This window comes from Virgibacillus salexigens, assembly GCF_000723585.1.
Classification (GTDB): domain Bacteria; phylum Bacillota; class Bacilli; order Bacillales; family Amphibacillaceae; genus Virgibacillus; species Virgibacillus salexigens.
In genome coordinates this window covers 1,767,141-1,784,436 of sequence record NZ_CCDP010000001.1, presented here as the reverse complement: position 1 = coordinate 1,784,436, position 17,296 = coordinate 1,767,141, and the positions used below count along the sequence as shown (strand labels likewise).

General features: G+C 37.4%; 16 protein-coding genes. 2 read left to right on the top strand and 14 right to left on the bottom strand.

What is annotated here, in order from left to right; genetic code table 11:
- The first annotated feature begins 36 nt into the window (after positions 1 to 36).
- Positions 37 to 261 carry a helix-turn-helix domain-containing protein gene (locus BN990_RS08120; RefSeq protein WP_010651078.1) on the top strand — a complete coding sequence of 75 codons (225 nt, stop codon included), beginning with the start codon at positions 37 to 39 and terminating at the stop codon, positions 259 to 261.
- Between the two features lie 49 nt (positions 262 to 310).
- Here BN990_RS08120 and BN990_RS08115 read toward each other — a convergent pair whose 3' ends face one another.
- From BN990_RS08115 to BN990_RS08100, 4 genes are all read right to left on the bottom strand, one after another.
- Positions 311 to 745 (bottom strand): acyl-CoA thioesterase, encoded by a 435-nt coding sequence (locus BN990_RS08115; protein WP_021290942.1) that lies wholly within the window; start codon positions 743 to 745, stop codon positions 311 to 313.
- A 188-nt stretch (positions 746 to 933) separates the two neighbouring features.
- Positions 934 to 1,698, bottom strand: coding sequence for a succinate dehydrogenase iron-sulfur subunit (sdhB, locus tag BN990_RS08110; protein WP_021290941.1), 765 nt, complete (start codon positions 1,696 to 1,698; stop codon positions 934 to 936).
- A gap of 2 nt (positions 1,699 to 1,700) precedes the next feature.
- Complete coding sequence (gene sdhA, locus BN990_RS08105) at positions 1,701 to 3,464, bottom strand: succinate dehydrogenase flavoprotein subunit (protein WP_021290940.1); 1,764 nt, start codon at positions 3,462 to 3,464, stop codon at positions 1,701 to 1,703.
- A gap of 29 nt (positions 3,465 to 3,493) precedes the next feature.
- Positions 3,494 to 4,108 (bottom strand): succinate dehydrogenase cytochrome b558 subunit, encoded by a 615-nt coding sequence (locus BN990_RS08100; protein WP_021290939.1) that lies wholly within the window; start codon positions 4,106 to 4,108, stop codon positions 3,494 to 3,496.
- A 432-nt stretch (positions 4,109 to 4,540) separates the two neighbouring features.
- Between BN990_RS08100 and BN990_RS08095 the strand changes: the two genes are divergently transcribed.
- Positions 4,541 to 4,981 carry a YslB family protein gene (locus tag BN990_RS08095; protein ID WP_021290938.1) on the top strand — a complete coding sequence of 147 codons (441 nt, stop codon included), beginning with the start codon at positions 4,541 to 4,543 and terminating at the stop codon, positions 4,979 to 4,981.
- Between the two features lie 34 nt (positions 4,982 to 5,015).
- On the opposite strand, the gene uvrC is transcribed toward BN990_RS08095, so the two are convergent.
- From uvrC to polX, 10 genes are all read right to left on the bottom strand, one after another.
- Positions 5,016 to 6,806 (bottom strand): excinuclease ABC subunit UvrC, encoded by a 1,791-nt coding sequence (uvrC, locus tag BN990_RS08090; RefSeq protein ID WP_038243336.1) that lies wholly within the window; start codon positions 6,804 to 6,806, stop codon positions 5,016 to 5,018.
- Positions 6,807 to 6,895: 89 nt separating this feature from the next.
- Positions 6,896 to 7,210 carry a thioredoxin gene (gene trxA / locus BN990_RS08085; protein ID WP_021290936.1) on the bottom strand — a complete coding sequence of 105 codons (315 nt, stop codon included), beginning with the start codon at positions 7,208 to 7,210 and terminating at the stop codon, positions 6,896 to 6,898.
- Positions 7,211 to 7,373: 163 nt separating this feature from the next.
- Positions 7,374 to 8,354 carry an electron transfer flavoprotein subunit alpha/FixB family protein gene (locus tag BN990_RS08080; protein WP_021290935.1) on the bottom strand — a complete coding sequence of 327 codons (981 nt, stop codon included), beginning with the start codon at positions 8,352 to 8,354 and terminating at the stop codon, positions 7,374 to 7,376.
- 27 nt (positions 8,355 to 8,381) lie between these two features.
- Complete coding sequence (locus BN990_RS08075) at positions 8,382 to 9,155, bottom strand: electron transfer flavoprotein subunit beta/FixA family protein (protein ID WP_021290934.1); 774 nt, start codon at positions 9,153 to 9,155, stop codon at positions 8,382 to 8,384.
- Positions 9,156 to 9,173: 18 nt separating this feature from the next.
- A complete protein-coding gene (locus BN990_RS08070; protein WP_038243334.1) occupies positions 9,174 to 9,947 on the bottom strand; it encodes an enoyl-CoA hydratase in 774 nt (257 codons plus the stop codon).
- Positions 9,948 to 9,979: 32 nt separating this feature from the next.
- A complete protein-coding gene (locus BN990_RS08065) occupies positions 9,980 to 10,564 on the bottom strand; it encodes a TetR/AcrR family transcriptional regulator (RefSeq protein WP_038243331.1) in 585 nt (194 codons plus the stop codon).
- 121 nt (positions 10,565 to 10,685) lie between these two features.
- Positions 10,686 to 12,377: a long-chain-fatty-acid--CoA ligase gene (locus BN990_RS08060; RefSeq protein ID WP_038243328.1), complete on the bottom strand. Its 1,692-nt coding sequence runs from the start codon at positions 12,375 to 12,377 to the stop codon at positions 10,686 to 10,688.
- A 352-nt stretch (positions 12,378 to 12,729) separates the two neighbouring features.
- Complete coding sequence (locus BN990_RS08055; RefSeq protein WP_021290930.1) at positions 12,730 to 13,137, bottom strand: DUF350 domain-containing protein; 408 nt, start codon at positions 13,135 to 13,137, stop codon at positions 12,730 to 12,732.
- A 32-nt stretch (positions 13,138 to 13,169) separates the two neighbouring features.
- Positions 13,170 to 15,518 carry an endonuclease MutS2 gene (locus tag BN990_RS08050; protein WP_038243325.1) on the bottom strand — a complete coding sequence of 783 codons (2,349 nt, stop codon included), beginning with the start codon at positions 15,516 to 15,518 and terminating at the stop codon, positions 13,170 to 13,172.
- 26 nt (positions 15,519 to 15,544) lie between these two features.
- Complete coding sequence (gene polX, locus BN990_RS08045; RefSeq protein ID WP_021290928.1) at positions 15,545 to 17,263, bottom strand: DNA polymerase/3'-5' exonuclease PolX; 1,719 nt, start codon at positions 17,261 to 17,263, stop codon at positions 15,545 to 15,547.
- Positions 17,264 to 17,296: the final 33 nt, after the last annotated feature.

Here is a 17,296-nt window from a genome sequence, read left to right as displayed (position 1 = left end):
TCTGCAGCTCTATTGACAGCAAGGAGGGGTTAACATTTGAAGGACAACGAGTATAAACCGAAGCAATTATTAACTAAACGAGAAAAAGAAGTTTTCGAGCTGTTGGTACAAGATAAAACAACAAAAGAAATTGCCCAGGAATTATTTATTTCAGAGAAAACTGTCCGCAACCACATTTCAAATGCTATGCAAAAGCTAGGAGTTAAGGGGCGTTCACAGGCTGTAGTAGAGCTCCTTCGCATGGGGGAATTGAAGCTCTAATCAAATCGGCTTTCCATTTAGGAAAGCCGATTTAGGTTTGTGTTTTACTTCAGATTAAGGACGTTTTCATCTCATCAGGTAAAGGAACAGTTTTCCCTGTCTTCGGATCAATATAGACGAGTCTACCTCTTCCTGTTAATGAAATCTCCTCTTTATCATTTAATACCATATAATGCAGATCAATGGAGGATTTTCCTACATGATTTGCCTTAACATATACACGAAAAGATTGGTCAAAGTACATTTGTTGAATGTAGTCACATTGTAAATCGGATACAACTGGAATCGCTCCAACTTCTCCCTCTTCCACAAACAAACCTTTGGATTTCAGGAATTCAATTCGAGCCTGTTCAAAATATATAAATGGCGATGTATTATTCACATGACCGAATAAGTCTGTCTCTGAAAAGCGGACTTTTATCGGTATGAAAAATAAAAAAGAGGCTCGCCATGTTTCTAGATTATCTATGTATGAAATGCGCAATCGACATCCCTTCCTTGTTTAAAAATATGCTCTTAAAAACACTACTGATCCATTTGGGAAATAAATGGTTGTGATTATCAAATACCAAGTAGAGCGCTATTCTCCTGTATGTAATCTATTTGGATTGTATCTTTCTTCCCTTTTAAAAAGGCCCAACCATCTGGGTAGGGCCTCTTTTAACTATCTTTTTAATGTGCGTGGTCACTTCCAAAGAAGTTTTTGAATGCTTGAATATTTGTTGCACGGTTCATGGCAGCAATAGATGTAGTAAGTGGAATTCCTTTTGGACAAACTTCTACACAATTTTGTGCATTTCCACATCCGTCGATTCCGCCATCTTCCATCAAACCATTTAAGCGCTCACTGGCATTTAGCTCGCCTGTTGGATGTGCATTAAACAAACGTGCTTGCGATAAAGCAGCAGGTCCAATGAAGTTGGATTTATCGTTTACGTTTGGACAAGCTTCCAAGCAAACACCACAAGTCATACATTTTGATAACTCATAAGCCCATTGACGCTTTTTCTCTGGCATACGTGGCCCAGGACCTAAGTCATGCGTACCGTCTAGCGGGATCCAAGCTTTCACCTGTTTAAGCGCATCGAACATACGATCTCTATCCACGATTAGATCTCGTACTACTGGAAACGTCGACATTGGCTCTAGTCGTATTGGTTGTTCCAATTGATCGATAAGTGCGGCACAAGATTGGCGAGCTGTTCCGTTAATCACCATGGAGCAAGCCCCGCATACTTCTTCTAAACAGTTCATATCCCATTGTACCGGTGTCGTTTTCTCTCCATTGGCATTGACTGGATTTTGGCGAATTTCCATTAATCCAGATATAACGTTCATATTTTTTTTGTACGGAATGTTAAACGTTTCCTTATAAGGAGCAGAATCAGGGCCGTCTTGTCTAGTTATTATAAAAGTAACTGTCTGCTTATCAGCCATTCTTACTTACTCCCTTCACTTTTTTTCGTATAATCACGTTTTCGTGGTTTAATTAGTGATACATCAACATCCTCATAGGAGAATTCCGGTGAATTAGATGTTTGATCAAATTGCGCAATTGTCGTTTTTAACCATTCTTCATCATTTCGATCAGGAAATTCCGGTTTATAATGAGCCCCACGGCTTTCATTACGGTTATAAGCACCGAGGGTAATTACACGCGCAAGATGAAGCATATTTTTTAATTGACGTGTGAACATTACTCCCTGATTACTCCAGCGAGAGGTATCATTAATATTAATATTATCCCAGCGTTCCTGGAGTTCTTTAAGTTTTTCATCCGTTTTTAGTAGTTTGTTATTTTCACGAACTACTGTAACATTATCCGTCATCCATTCACCTAGTTCTTTATGAAGCTGATACGCATTTTCGGTTCCATCCATTTTCATCATTTTCTCAAAACTATCTTGTTCTTCTTGTTCTTTCTCTTCATATAAGCTTGAAGGCAGATCATCAATATGTTTGTCCAAACCTTCAATATATTTAATTGCACTTGGTCCTGCAACAGATCCACCATAAATTGCAGAAAGTAAAGAGTTTGCTCCTAAACGATTGCCGCCATGCTGTGAATAATCACATTCGCCAGCTGCAAAGATTCCAGGGATACTTGTCATTTGGTCGATATCTACCCATAGTCCACCCATTGAATAATGTACTGCTGGGAAGATTTTCATTGGAACTTTTCTCGGGTCTTCTCCAACAAATTTCTCATAGATTTCAATAATACCACCAAGCTTAACATCAAGCTCCTTTGGATCTTTATGAGATAAATCAAGATAGACCATATTTTCTCCGTTTATCCCTAACTTCTGATTAACACAAACATCAAAGATCTCACGTGTAGCAATATCACGTGGGACTAGGTTACCATAAGCAGGATATTTCTCTTCTAAGAAGTACCATGGTTCACCATCTTTATAGGTCCAAATTCGGCCACCTTCACCACGTGCTGATTCACTCATTAAACGTAATTTATCATCGCCAGGGATGGCAGTTGGATGGATTTGAATAAATTCTCCATTCGCATATTTTGCGCCTTGCTGGTATAACTTGCTGGCCGCAGAACCTGTATTAATCATGGAGTTCGTTGACTTACCAAAAATAATACCAGGACCACCTGTTGCGAAAATAGTTGCATCAGAAGGAAAAGCTTTCATCTCATGTGACTTAATATTTTGAGCCACAATTCCTCTTCCGACTCCTTCATCATCGATAACGGCACTAACAAATTCCCAATTCTCATATTTTGTAACAAGACCTTCTACTTCATATCGACGAACTTGCTCGTCAACAGCATAAAGTAATTGCTGACCTGTCGTTGCTCCTGCATATGCTGTACGATGCATTTGTGTTCCACCAAAACGACGAAAATCTAATAGTCCTTCAGGTGTACGATTAAACATAACCCCCATACGGTCAAACATATGTATAATACCAGGTGCTGCATCACACATTGCTTTAACCTGCGGTTGGTTTGCTAAAAAGTCTCCACCATATACTGTATCATCAAAGTGAAGCCAAGGAGAATCTCCTTCTCCTTTTGTATTTACTGCACCATTAATACCACCTTGAGCACATACAGAGTGAGAGCGCTTTACAGGAACAATAGAAAACAGATCTACATTGACTCCTGCTTCTGCGGCTTTTATAGTTGCCATTAAGCCAGCTAACCCTCCGCCAACTACGGCAATTTTACGATTACTCATGTCTAATACTCACTCCCTCTTCGATTAATTTAAACCCCGTACGCAAATGTAATTAATGTTCTTATGCCAACATAGCTTAACGCTAAGAAGACAATTACGGTTGCATATGTAACGATCTTTTGGGACTTTGGCGATTGGGTAATACCCCAAGTAACGCAGAAGCTCCATAGCCCATTCGCAAAATGAAAAACGGTAGATACTAGTCCGATAATATAGAACCAGAACATAATTGGATTACTAAGGATACCTTCCATTAAGCTATAATCTGCTCCGTGTGAGCCGATTGCAATTCTAGTTTCCCAAACATGCCAGATTAGATAGACAAAAGTAATAACTCCCGTTACACGCTGTAAGACAAACATCCAATTACGGAAAAAACCATAATTCTTTGTATTGTTCCTTGCTACAAATACAATATAAACCCCTAGAATAGCATGAAACAAAATAGGCAGGTAAATTACTACAAATTCCAACAGTAATCGAAATGGTAAGTTATGCATGAAATCTGCAGCTTGATTGAAGTTTTCTTCACCATAAACAGCAAAATGATTCACCACCAAGTGTTGAATCAAGAAAATACCAATTGGAACCACGCCTAAGAATGAGTGTAATCTTCGAGTTAAGAACTCACGATGCTCTGCCAATGTGTTACCCCCCTTTAGTTTAATCAATTGTTTAGTATCAATTTGTTGTACATTATTCGAAAGATCAACCCAATACAATCTCATAAAAAAAGGAAAGTTCTGCGAGTTGATATTGTACAATTTGTGACATGTTTATTGTACTTCTAACTCTATAAAGCGTCAAGAAAACGGTACCTTAAAATTTAGAAATATTATTTCGCTACTTCTTGCAGAAAAGATCAATGATTTCTCTTTGTATACTTGCGTAAATGCTAGATTATATAGATAATATAACTAGTATCTGTATGTACATCGTTAGCTCATCCCTTATTAAGGTTGACGGGCTGTAACACCCCTTATCAGGAAAACATTTCTGAAAACAAAGAAGGGAAGCGGGGAGATGCCCCATTGGTTAACGATTTACTTTATGGTTGAGAAGAGAGGATGACCTTCATGACAAACAAACGTGATGCCTTGATATCCGTTTCAGAAATTGAAGAATTACATACGGCAGGAGCCGGTTATGATATTCTACGATACATAGGCTTACCTGAATTATTAGGAAAGGAATCTCCTACTCTCTTATATTTTATGGGGAGAATGCTTGCTAGAAAATTCGAGCTTCAGACGATTGAAGACATTGTATTTATTTTCGATAATTTAGGTTGGGGAAAATTAGAGTTAGTCAAAGATAAACGAAAAGAAATGACTTTTCAATTGATGTCCGATTCCATCGCTAAACGGTTAAACGCTTCGTTCGAGGCTGAATTTCGTCTAGAATGTGGTTTTTTAGCAGAGGCACTACAAATTATTCAACATTATGATTGTGAATGCGTGGAGACAATTCATTCACGAATACATCAGGTTGAAATTACTGCTGTATTCACAAATTAAAGAAAGAGCAGTAGTTGATAACTGAATCTATCACCTACTGCTCTTCTGGTTTAGAACCATTTAAATGCTTAATTATGGCATGGGCCGTGTTTTTTGGTATACCTAATTTACTCAAATCTTCAATTGCAGCATGCTTAATATCATTAATGGACTTAAAATGGGTCAATAATAATTTTCTTCTTTTTTCACCTATACCTGGTATTTTATCTAACTCTGATTGAAATGCACTTTTCCCACGTAGCTGTCTATGAAATGATATCGCAAAACGATGGACTTCATCTTGTATTCGTTGTACCAGATAAAACTCCTGAGACTTTCTATCTAAGTCCATTACTTCAGGCGGAAAGCCATATAGGAGTTCGCTTGTTTTATGTTTATCATCCTTAGCTAACCCACATAAGGGAATATCTAATCCTAATTCATTTTCTAATACATCCAATGCTGCGCTCATTTGCCCCTTCCCTCCGTCAACAATGATTAAATCAGGAAGTGGCAATTTATCTTTTAACACTCGTTTATATCTGCGTCGAATAACCTCACGCATTGTATCATAATCATCTGGACCTTCTACATCGCGAATCTTATATTTACGGTACTCTTTCTTATTTGGCTTTCCGTCAATGAATACAACCATTGCAGAAACAGGATCCGTTCCTTGGATATTAGAATTATCAAAAGCCTCGATGCGATGCGGAGTTTCGATATTTATTTTTTCTCCCAATTGTTCCATTGCAACAATCGTTCGTTCTTCATCTCGCTCGATAATGGAGAACTTTTCTTTTAGTGATATTTTAGCATTTTCGGCAGCAAGCTCCACGAGTTCCTTTTTTCTCCCTCGGTAAGGAGTATGAACATCGATTTCTAATAGATGCTTCAATAATTCAACATCTGTTCCTATTGGAACAAGGATTTGTTTTGGTTTAAGATGATTCTGATGCAGATAGAATCTCCCGATATAACTAATAAAGGTTTCTTCTGCCTCATCAAAAAATGGAAAAATAGCTACATCTCGCTCGATTAACTTTCCTTGCCGAATAAAAAATACTTGGATGCACATCCATCCTTTGTCAAAACTATATGCAAAAATATCACGATCGGTCTGATCATTAAGCGTCATTTTCTGTTGCTCCATTACCGACTCGATATGCTGGATTAAATCACGTAGTTCCTTTGCCCGTTCAAAATTAAGTTGCTCACTAGCTTCTTGCATTTTTGTCGTTAAATCTTTTTTTATTGACTTATATCCACCATGTAAAAACGAAACTACGTTCTGGACAATGTCCGCATATTCTTCTTTCGATGGAGGGGTTTCACTGCAAGCGTAACACTGATGCATATGATAATAGAGACATGGCCTTCCAGGTGGATTGTTACATTTTCGAAGCGGGTAAAGCCGATCAAGTAATTTCTTTGTTTCTCGAGCTGCGATAACATTGGGATACGGTCCAAAATACTTCCCCTTATCCTTTTTTACCTTTCTTGTAATTAAAAGTCTAGGATGTCTTTCTGAGGTAATTTTTAAGTATGGATAGGATTTATCATCTTTAAGCATGACATTGTATTTAGGATCATATTTTTTTATCAAATTCATTTCTAAAATCAATGCTTCTATTTCCGAAGAAGTTACAATATACTCAAAGGTTTCAATTTCTTGCACTAAGCGTTGTGTTTTACGGTCATTGGCCCCAGTAAAATAAGAGCGTACGCGACTTTTTAGTAATTTAGATTTGCCAACATAGATGACGGTATCATATTTATCTTTCATAATATAACATCCTGGTTTAGCAGGAAGTACAGCTAGTTTCTCTTTAATTAACTGATTCATATGTCCATCCAATCCCTTTAAAAATCCCTTGTCACAACAAGTAACAAGGGATTTTTCTGTTTACATTCTACTGATTAGTATATCATTATTTAGGCATGTTTGTTAATTAAATCGACTAATGCCTCTTTCGGTTGGAAACCAATTACTTGGTCTACCACATTACCATCTTTAAACAGTAATAATGTCGGAATACTCATTACGCCATATTTGCCTGCAGTTTCTTGGTTTTCGTCTACGTCTAATTTTACAATCTGTACTTTATCTTCCATTTCTCCATCAATTTCTTCAAGAACAGGTGCAATCATCTTACAAGGTCCGCACCAAGGTGCCCAAAAGTCAGCTAATACTAAACCCTCTGCTGTTTCTTTAGAAAAATTTTGATCTGATACATTTATAATCGCCATTCGTATCTTCCTCCTCAAATAAAGCTAAATTCTTACGTTGAGTATACCATCGTTAGTATTACCTTACTAATATTTTGCTTATTCATTCAAAATCAACTGGAAATATGCTTATACAGTATAATTAAAAAGCTCTGTAAATAGCTATCTACAGAGCCTTCCATTATCATACCGTTACTTTAAGCTTTTTTATCTCTTCTATCAACAACGGAATCACTTCAAACAAATCCCCAACAATGCCATAATCCGCTACATTAAAAATATTGGCTTCTGGGTCTTTATTTATGGCTACAATTACTTTCGAGTTAGACATTCCAGCTAGATGTTGAATAGCCCCTGATATCCCAACAGCAATATATAAATCAGGTGTTACTACCTTACCGGTTTGCCCAATTTGCAAGGAATAATCACAGTATTCTGCATCGCAGGCTCCACGTGAAGCACCAACTGCTCCTCCTAAAACTTCCGCCAATTCATAAAGTGGTTTGAAACCGTCTTCACTTTTAACGCCGCGTCCCCCGGCTATAATAATATTGGCTTCTGATAAATCTACCCCTTCTGACGCTTTTCTTACGACATCTTTAATTACCGTACGGATATCGGTAATCTCGAGATCCTTTGGTGTGATTTCACCCGAGCGTGCTTCATCTCGTTCAAGTGCAGGAATATTATTAGGACGAATGGTGAAAAAGGTCAGGCCATCAGTAATGATCTTCTTTTCAAATGCCTTCCCAGAATAAATTGGTCGAATAAATTGCACATGATCCCCATCCACTTCAATATCGACAGCATCGGAAATCAAACCAGTATTCAACTTACTTGCAATCTTAGGAGTTAAGTCTTTACCAATTGCCGTATGCCCCATAACAATACTTGTTGGTGACTCTTCGTTTACGATTGCTAAGATCGCCTGTCCATAACCTTCAGAAGTATAAGCTTTTAATTGTTCATGAGAAATGGTAATGACTCGATCAGCACCGTAATAAATCATTTCCTCTCCCAGCGCCTGAAGTTCACCATTTCCACAAATAACGCCTACTATTTCACCTTCTTCATTTATTTTCTTTGCCGCTGCAATTGCCTCATAAGAGACATTTCGTAATGAACCTTCTTTTACTTCACCAATTACTAACAATTTATCACTCACGTAAATTACTCCTCTCTGTCGTTATGATTAAAGTACCTTTGATTCATGTTTAAGTAATGAAACTAGTTCTGTTACTTGATCATTCATTTCCCCTTCAAGAACTCTTCCAGCTTCTTTTTCAGGTGGCAAGAATATATCTATTGTCTTTGATTTCGGAGCAACTTCATCTTCATCCAAATCCAAATCATCAATTTCTAGTTCTTCCAATGGTTTTTTCTTTGCTTTCATTATCCCTGGAAGTGATGGATAACGCGGTTCATTTAGTCCTTGTTGACAAGTAACTAAAACCGGTAATGAAGCTTCAATAATTTCCACATCACCTTCCACATCTTTCTCAATGTTTACCTTATCTCCATCAATCTTTAAACTTGTTATTGTAGTAATGTATGGAATCCCTAATGATTCAGCTAACCGTGGTCCAACCTGACCGCTTGCTTCATCAATGGCAACATTTCCTGCAAGGAGTAAATCCACATCTTTTTCCTCAAAAAACGCTTCCAAAATTTTAGCCGTTGTAAATTGATCGCCATCCTCAAGGTCATCTTCCGTATTAATGAGTACTGCTTTATCTGCTCCCATTGCCAGCGCAGTACGCAATTGTTTCTCAGACTCCTCGTCACCAATTGTTACAACCGTTACTTCGCCACCATGTTCATCACGCTGATTAATTGCTTCTTCCACCGCATATTCATCATATGGATTAATGATGAATTCAGCCCCGTCTTCTTCAATCTTGCCATTGGATACATTTATCTTTTCTTCGGTATCAAATGTCTTTTTTAATAATACATAAATATTCATATCAATTCCTCCTTTAGTTTATCTATCCTGGAAGTTTGGTTTACGTTTTTCGATAAATGCCTGCACACCCTCTTTGGCATCTTCCGTGCCGAATACTTCACCAAAGGCCCTAGCTTCCTCTTCAATACCAAGATCAAAATTTTTGGTTTTTGCATACGGTAATAGGTGCATCACTTGTTTAATTGATAATTTTCCTTTTGCTGCAATTTTTTCTGCCAAGCGCTGAGTTTCTTGTTCCAACATTTCCTCATGAACCACTTTATTTGCTAACCCGAACGAATATGCTTCTGTACCAGTTATTGGTTCCCCTGTTAAAATCATCTCATAAGCTTTTGCTGTACCTACGTAATGTGGTAATCGCTGTGTACCAGCAAATCCCGGTATAATTCCTAATGTGATTTCAGGTAATCCTAACTTCGTATTCTCTGTAACAATTCTTATATGACAAGCCATTGCTAACTCCAGGCCACCACCCAAAGCAGCACCATGAATAGATGCGATAACAGGAATTGAGAAATGTTCAATTCGATTAAATAATTCCTGCCCCCGTTTTGCTAGTGATTCATAATCAGATGCTTGTTGCAAGGAAGTAAATTCTTTGATATCTGCTCCGGCAGAAAAAAATTTCCCAACCCCTTTAATAACAACTGCCTTGACGCTTTCAGCAGCTTCTACTTCATCTAATTGATGAGCTAAATCATTTAATAGAGTACTAGATAAAGCATTTGCAGGTGGACTTTGAATCGTTAAATACGCTACTTGGCTCTCAATATTTAAAGCTAGTGTCCCCAAAGTTTCTCCTCCTTTTTCCAAAGAATGTGTTGTTATGATAGGGTTAGACCTTCGGTTAAAAGGGTATGAACCTCTTTAGCTTGCTCTATCAGTTGATATTTCCTTTCTTTCATAACCCAATTTGTAACCGTTTCATCTAGTGTACCAAAAATCATTTGACGAACAAGTGGTATATTCAAACTATGTCGGAAAATACCTTCTTTCATTCCCTCTTGAACAATCGAGTCAATTACTGTCAAATATGGTTTCAGTACATTATTAATTTCTAATCTTAATTCAGGATTTGACTGCCTTAATTCTAACTGCGTGACAACTGCTAAATGAGGATCCTTACTTAATTGACTGAAATGCAGCTGAATTAATTCGTACAGCTTCTCATTTGCATTGTTCTTATTTTGAATAGCTTCGGTTATATGGTTAATAAATTGCCCCATTTTTTCTTCGAACACAGAAATTAATATGTCTTCCTTGTTTTTAAAATATAAGTATATGGTTCCGTCAGCTACGCCAGCTTTCTTTGCTATTTTAGATACTTGTGAAGCGTGATAGCCATTTTCTGCAATAACTTCTACTGCCGCTTCAATAATTTGATTATACTTCGGTTTATTCTTTTTCATCGTACTCTCCTAACAATTACAAGCATAAAATGAATGATTATTCATTCATAATGATAGCTTCTTTTTCCCTTAATGTCAATAGATAGCTTGTACTTGTTATTGGAAAAAAAGAGCTTTTCGCTCAAATAGTCGTTGCTTCTTCTATTTTCGTATCATCTTCGACTAATTGTCTGCGTAGTATTTTACCTACTGCTGTTTTCGGAAGTTCATCGCGAAAATCATATTTCTTTGGAACTTTATAAGCGGCTAAATGCTTTCTACAATGGGTATTAAGATCTTCCTCTGTTAGATTAAATCCTTGTTTTAACACAACGTATGCTTTTACTGTTTCTCCACGGTATGGGTCGGGAATACCAGCAACGACCGCTTCCTGTACTGCCTCATGTTCATATAGAACTTCCTCTACCTCTCTCGGGTAAATATTATACCCACCAGCGATAATCATGTCTTTCTTTCGATCAACAATATAAAAATAGCCATCCTCTGTTTGATAACCTAAATCACCTGTAAACAGCCATCCATCTTTCAATACTTGATCCGTTTCTTCAAGGTTATTCCAATATCCCTTCATTATTTGAGGCCCTTTTACTGCAATTTCCCCAACTTCTCCAATTGCGGCTTCCTCCATTGTTTCCATATTAAAGATCTTTGAATCCGTATCCGGCCATGGTACACCAATACTACCATTCCTTCGTTGATGCCATACAAAATTGGCATGTGTTACCGGGGATGATTCAGTTAAACCATAACCTTCAACTAACTTCCCCCCAGTTACCTCCTCAAACTGCTCTTGTACTTCTGTTGGTAGAGGAGCTGATCCACTGATACAAGCTTCAATTGATGATAAATCGTAATTTGTTAATTTAGGATGATTTAACAAACCAACATAAATCGTAGGTGCCCCAGGAAACAATGTTGGTTTTTGTTTGTGAATGGTTTTCAATACCTCCGTAGGGTCAAATTTAGGTAGCAGGATCATTTTCGCACCAATAAGTATCGAATTATTCATAACAGCAGTCATTCCATATACATGAAAAAACGGCAATACCCCTAACACAATTTCTTCACCAGGTTTTGTTTTGTATACCCAAGCGTCACACATTTCTACGTTCGATACCAGATTATAATGTGTTAACATGACTCCTTTTGGAAATCCTGTTGTTCCACCGGTATACTGTAATAAAGCCAAATCTTCTTTTGGATCAATCGTTACTGGCTCATAGGTTGCTCTGGCCGTTTCCATAATATATTCCCATGTATGCATATCCTCTCCTTGCTCTGCTTTTACTACCATATTATATTGTCTTTTTTGAATATATGGGTAAATGATGTTTTTGGGGAATGGTAAATAGTCCTTCAGACATGCAACTATTGTATGTTTAAGATCGGTATTGTCCTTTACATTAGTCACTCGCGGCAATAAAACGTCCAGACATACGATAAAGGTAGCTCCCGAGTCATTTAATTGATACTGTAGTTCCCTTTCTTTATATAACGGGTTGGTTTGCACAACGATACCGCCAGCCATTAAAGCACCATAATAACAAATCACTGAATGCGGGCAGTTGGGTAACATGATAGCTATTCGGTCGCCTTTTTCCATCCCAAGCATTTGAAGATAATTAGCCATTTTAGCTGCTTGTGTGTAGAGCTCTTCGTAAGCTAACTCTTTACCCATGAAATGAAGCGCTTTCTTTTTCGGGAAACGTTCTGCGCTTTTTTGTAATAATGAATGTAATGGTTTTTCGTCATAATGCATAGAGGGCTTAATCTCAGGTGGATAATGTTGATGCCAGCTTTTTGTGTTTTCCATGGTTTCTCCTCCTTTTATCTTATTTTATACCTATTATACCGATTAATTTCAATTTTTTAAAATTTAATGTAACTTTTTTAGTACATTTTTATTTGTCAATATAGATTCATCGGAATGGACTGATAAATATAGGTATTTTTTTCAGTTTTTTCAACGCTAAGTTTTATACATTTTTACAAAAAAAGCTTGTAGAAAACAGCGGAAACTATTTCTACAAGCTATAACTTCACCGGGCAAGTAATTATATCAAAAATTTTATTTATATAAGCCATATAATTCCTACCACAATAAATACAACGGCCACAACGATTAAAATTTTCGCTAACCTGTCTAGAACCATGTGTTCCTCTCCTTATCCTATACTTGCTCCAATGACAAAAGCTAGTCCTATCGATATCATCATGGATATAAATCCAACAGCTTTATTTCCACGACCAATCTCTTCATCTACTTTTAACATCGGCGTTAAAAATTCAAAAATAAAATAGCCTATAAGAAGCAGCAGGAACCCAAGGACTCCCCAGCCTATGCTTTGCAGCAGTGTATCGTTATGTTCAATGGAATAACGGAAAATGGTAGCAATTCCAAATATCTTACCTCCTGTTGCCATCGCCACTGCAAAATTTCCTTTTTTGATTTCTTCCCAATTTTTATATGTCGTTACAACTTCAAACACTGCTAAGAACACAAGCGTACATAAGATTACTACACTATATCTGGCTGCTGTTTCTACAACGATATTTTCCCAAAAAGCTGCCATCAAATACATATCCTTCACCCCGATATATCAGACTATTTCAAACTAATAACGGTAACACCACTACCACCTTCACTCGACGAGCCTGGTCTTGCTTCACTAATTCGAGGATGATTTTTCACAAATGTCTGTACGCCCTTTCGTAATGCACCTGTACCCTTTCCATGGATAATTGATACCTTTGGATAACCAGCTAATAATGCATCATCGATATATTTTTCTAATTTTAATAATGCATCCTCATAGCGTTCTCCACGTAGATCAAGCTCCGTTTTCACATGGTAAGTCGATCCTTTAATAGTTGTTAGAGGTTTCTCAACCGATTGTTTCGTTTTACCTAACAACTGTAAATCTTTTCGTTCTACTTTAACTTTCATAATTCCGACTTGTACAAGATATTCATTCTCATTTACTTTCTCCAAAACAGTACCTTTTTGGTTAATGGTTAGTAATTTTATTTCATCTCCAGCCTGAAGTTCTTTCTGTTGCTCCTGCTTACCACCGTAGGATTTTTGTTTCTCTTGTTTCGAAGTAAGTTGCGGTTTTGTCGAATCAAGTATTTTCTTAGCTTCAATCCATTCATGTTCTTTCCATTCAGCCTCTGTTCGCATATTGCGAATCTCTTCTACAATCAACTCCGCATCTTCACGTGCCTTTTTAATAGCAGCTTCTGCTTTCTCTTCGGCTTTTCGATACAAGACTTCCCGTTTTTCCATCAATTGATTCCATTCACGTTGCAACTCACCATGAAGTTTTTCGGTTTCCTCTAAAAGCTGATAAGCCTCTTCATAGTCCTTTGCCGCATTTGTTTGTGACTTCTCAAGTGAAGCAATCATATTCTCCACACTTTTCGAATCGATACCGACATGCTTCTGTGCCTCCTCAATAACATATTGATGAAGTCCAAGCCTTTTTGAAATTTCAAACGCATTACTTCTGCCAGGAACCCCTAATAACAAACGATAGGTTGGCTGCAATGTTTGAACATCAAACTCTACAGATGCATTAACAACTTGGTTACGATTATATCCATATGCTTTTAATTCTGGATAATGTGTTGTTGCGATGACACGTGCGTCACGTCTTATTACTTCATCCAAAATCGCCATCGCTAAAGCTGCTCCCTCTTGTGGATCGGTACCTGCACCTAATTCATCAAACAATACAAGCGTTTGATCATCCACATGTTTTAAAATATCCACAATATTTGTCATATGAGAAGAAAACGTGCTTAAATTTTGCTCAATTGACTGCTCATCACCGATGTCAGCATAAACCTGCTTAAAAACTGCAAGTTCACAACCATCGTAAGCAGGTATTTGTAAACCTGACTGCGCCATTAACGTGCATAGACCGACTAATTTTAATGTGACGGTTTTGCCGCCCGTGTTTGGTCCAGTAATAACAATCGAAGTAAACGTATTACCAATTTCTATGTCGTTTGCTACAACAGCTTCTTTATCAATTAGAGGATGACGTGCTTGCTGCATTTTTATTATGCCATCGTTATTCATACGAGGCATTGCTGCTTTCATCGATTCACCAAGTTTGGCTCGTGCAGCAATAAAATCTATCTGCCCTAATACACGAACGTTCTCCTGTAAAAAACCCTCCTCGCTTGCAATATGATTGCTTAGTTCCCTTAGTATCCGGTCTATTTCTTGTTTCTCTTTAACAACTGCTTCTTGTAATTGATTATTTAAATCCACTACTGCTTTTGGCTCCATAAAGAGTGTTTGGCCTGATGCTGATTGATCGTGAACAATCCCACCAATTGCTCCACGATACTCTTGCTTTACGGGAAGGACATAGCGATCATTTCGAATGGTGATAATAGCATCGGATAACATACTGCTTTTCGATTTTGTAAAGCTTTCTAACCTTTCTCTCACCCTACTTTCAAATGTACGTATTGATGAACGAATACCTCGAAGCTTTTGGGATGCACTATCCATCACTTGGCCATGATCATCAATACAGCTTTTAATATGCCGTTCTAAATCACGTAATGAAGTAATATGTTCTGCATACTTTTTTAAAATAGGTAATTCTTCTTCCAACTTCATAATAAAGTCCCTTACCTGTCTTCCACCATAAATCGTACTAGCTACATCCATACATTCACTTGTCGTGAGAACTCCACCAATAGAACTTCGTTTTAAACTTGCACGGATATCAAAAATGCCGCCCAATGGTATGGATTTATTTAATCTGCGTATTTGTGAAGCTTCATCCGTTTCTTGCTGTAAATGTACCACTTCTTCCATCTCTGTAGAAGGATTTAGCTGCTTAGCCAAATCCTTTCCTAAACTCGTTTCTGCATGATTTATTAATTGTTCAATTATTTTATTATATTCAAGTACACGAAGAATTCGATCATTCATGTTTTTTACTACTCCTTTAAGCTATCTTATTTATTACGATTAAAGAAGGCTGTTAGCTCATCTGGAGACCACGTATTTAAAACCGTTTCTTGTTTAACCCAGCCTTTCCTCGCTACTCCTACTCCATACTTCATATGCTCTAGCATTTGATAGTTATGGGCATCTGTATTTATTGCCAGCTTCACTCCATTCGCTTGCGCTATACGTGCCCACTCATAAGATAAATCAAGTCGGTTTGGGTTCGCATTTATCTCCAATGCCGTATTAGTTTGTTTCGCCTTTTCAATAAGTGTTTCGACATTAACTCGGTATCCCTCTCGTCTACCAAGCAGCCTTCCTGTTGGGTGAGCAATTAACGAAACATAAGGGTTCTCTAACGCGGTTTCTAATCTATACATAATCTTATCCTCTGTTTGATTAAAGCTGGAGTGTATAGCTCCGATTACAAAATCCATTTCTCGAAGAAAATCTTCTGAAAAGTCTAGCTGTCCATCAGGTAAGATGTCCATTTCTACTCCAGAAAATATTCGAATATCATGATACCTTTCATTTAGCTTCGCAATTTCTTCCCGTTGCTTTCGTAGTCTTGTTTCATTTAAGCCATTGGCTACACTTAAGTACTTGGAATGATCCGTTATCGCAATAAACGAGTACCCTTTAGAACGTGCCTGGTTGACCATCTCTTCAATTGACTGCGCCCCATCACTCCAGGTTGTATGCATATGTAAATCACCTTTTATATCATCCAACGCTAGTAATGGGTACGTCGTTTTGAACGCGTCTGTTTCCCCTGTATTTTCTCTTACTTCTGGTGGAATATAAGTTAAGTTAAAATGATTAAAAAATTCCTCTTCCGTATCAAATGTAAGAACTTCGTGCGTTTCTTCTACTTCAATTCCATATTCATTAATTTTTTCCCCTCGTGCTTTTGCCAGCTGCCTCATAGCAACATTATGATCTTTAGATCCTGTAAAATGATGCAAGGTTGAGGCAAATTCCCGTTTCTTTACAATTCGAAAATCAACATTAATATCATAAACATCCTCTATAACTACCGAAACTTTTGTATCTCCTTTGGCAATAACTTCTTTTATGTTATCCATATTTAATAAAGCGTCTCGGATAATAGTTGGTGAGTCAGTGGAAATAATGTAGTCAATGTCTTTCACTGTCTCTCGCATTCTTCTCAAACTTCCTGCTCTAGAGAATTTATCTATTTCGTTAATTTGAGTCAAGTAATCTTCAATACCTTCAGCGATAGGCAGCATAATAGATAGCGGTAACCGTTCAGGTCGTTTTCCCGCTTCATTCAATGCAGCCACTATTTTCTCTGCAGACTTCTTCCCAAAACCAGCAAGGCTTTCAACCTGGCCATTTTCACATGCGCGCTTTAATGAAGAAGCATCAATTACCCCAAGTTCTTGATATAATTTCGCGAGCTTTTTTCCACCTAACCCTGGTAATTGAAGTAGAGGGAATAAGCCTTCAGGGATTTCCTTTTCAAGTTGCAGCAATGTTTCAGACTTCCCATTCTTCATATATTCTTGAATAACAGCACTTGTACCCTTTCCAATTCCATTTATTTTCGTAAAATCGTCAATATCCGTTAGGGAACGATCATCTCGTTCTAGGGCTTGGGCTGCTTTACGATACGCACTTATTTTAAAAGGGTTTTCTCCTTTTAGTTCTAAGTAAGTTGCTATTCTCTCCATTAATTTAATAATATCTTTTTTATTTACTTTCATTTCCATTCACCTATCTTGTCTATAGTTGTTCAT

Bases quoted from the DNA above. Each gene is read 5' to 3' on its own strand.
- sdhB (WP_021290941.1), bottom strand. From the start codon at position 1,698: ATGGCTGATAAGCAGACAGTTACTTTTATAATAACTAGACAAGACGGC.
- sdhA (WP_021290940.1), bottom strand. From the start codon at position 3,464: ATGAGTAATCGTAAAATTGCCGTAGTTGGCGGAGGGTTAGCTGGCTTA.
- BN990_RS08095 (WP_021290938.1), top strand. From the start codon at position 4,541: ATGACAAACAAACGTGATGCCTTGATATCCGTTTCAGAAATTGAAGAA.
- uvrC (WP_038243336.1), bottom strand. From the start codon at position 6,806: ATGAATCAGTTAATTAAAGAGAAACTAGCTGTACTTCCTGCTAAACCA.
- trxA (WP_021290936.1), bottom strand. From the start codon at position 7,210: ATGGCGATTATAAATGTATCAGATCAAAATTTTTCTAAAGAAACAGCA.
- BN990_RS08075 (WP_021290934.1), bottom strand. From the start codon at position 9,155: ATGAATATTTATGTATTATTAAAAAAGACATTTGATACCGAAGAAAAG.
- BN990_RS08065 (WP_038243331.1), bottom strand. From the start codon at position 10,564: ATGAAAAAGAATAAACCGAAGTATAATCAAATTATTGAAGCGGCAGTA.
- BN990_RS08060 (WP_038243328.1), bottom strand. From the start codon at position 12,377: ATGGAAAACACAAAAAGCTGGCATCAACATTATCCACCTGAGATTAAG.
- BN990_RS08055 (WP_021290930.1), bottom strand. From the start codon at position 13,137: ATGGCAGCTTTTTGGGAAAATATCGTTGTAGAAACAGCAGCCAGATAT.
- BN990_RS08050 (WP_038243325.1), bottom strand. From the start codon at position 15,518: ATGAATGATCGAATTCTTCGTGTACTTGAATATAATAAAATAATTGAA.
- polX (WP_021290928.1), bottom strand. From the start codon at position 17,263: ATGAAAGTAAATAAAAAAGATATTATTAAATTAATGGAGAGAATAGCA.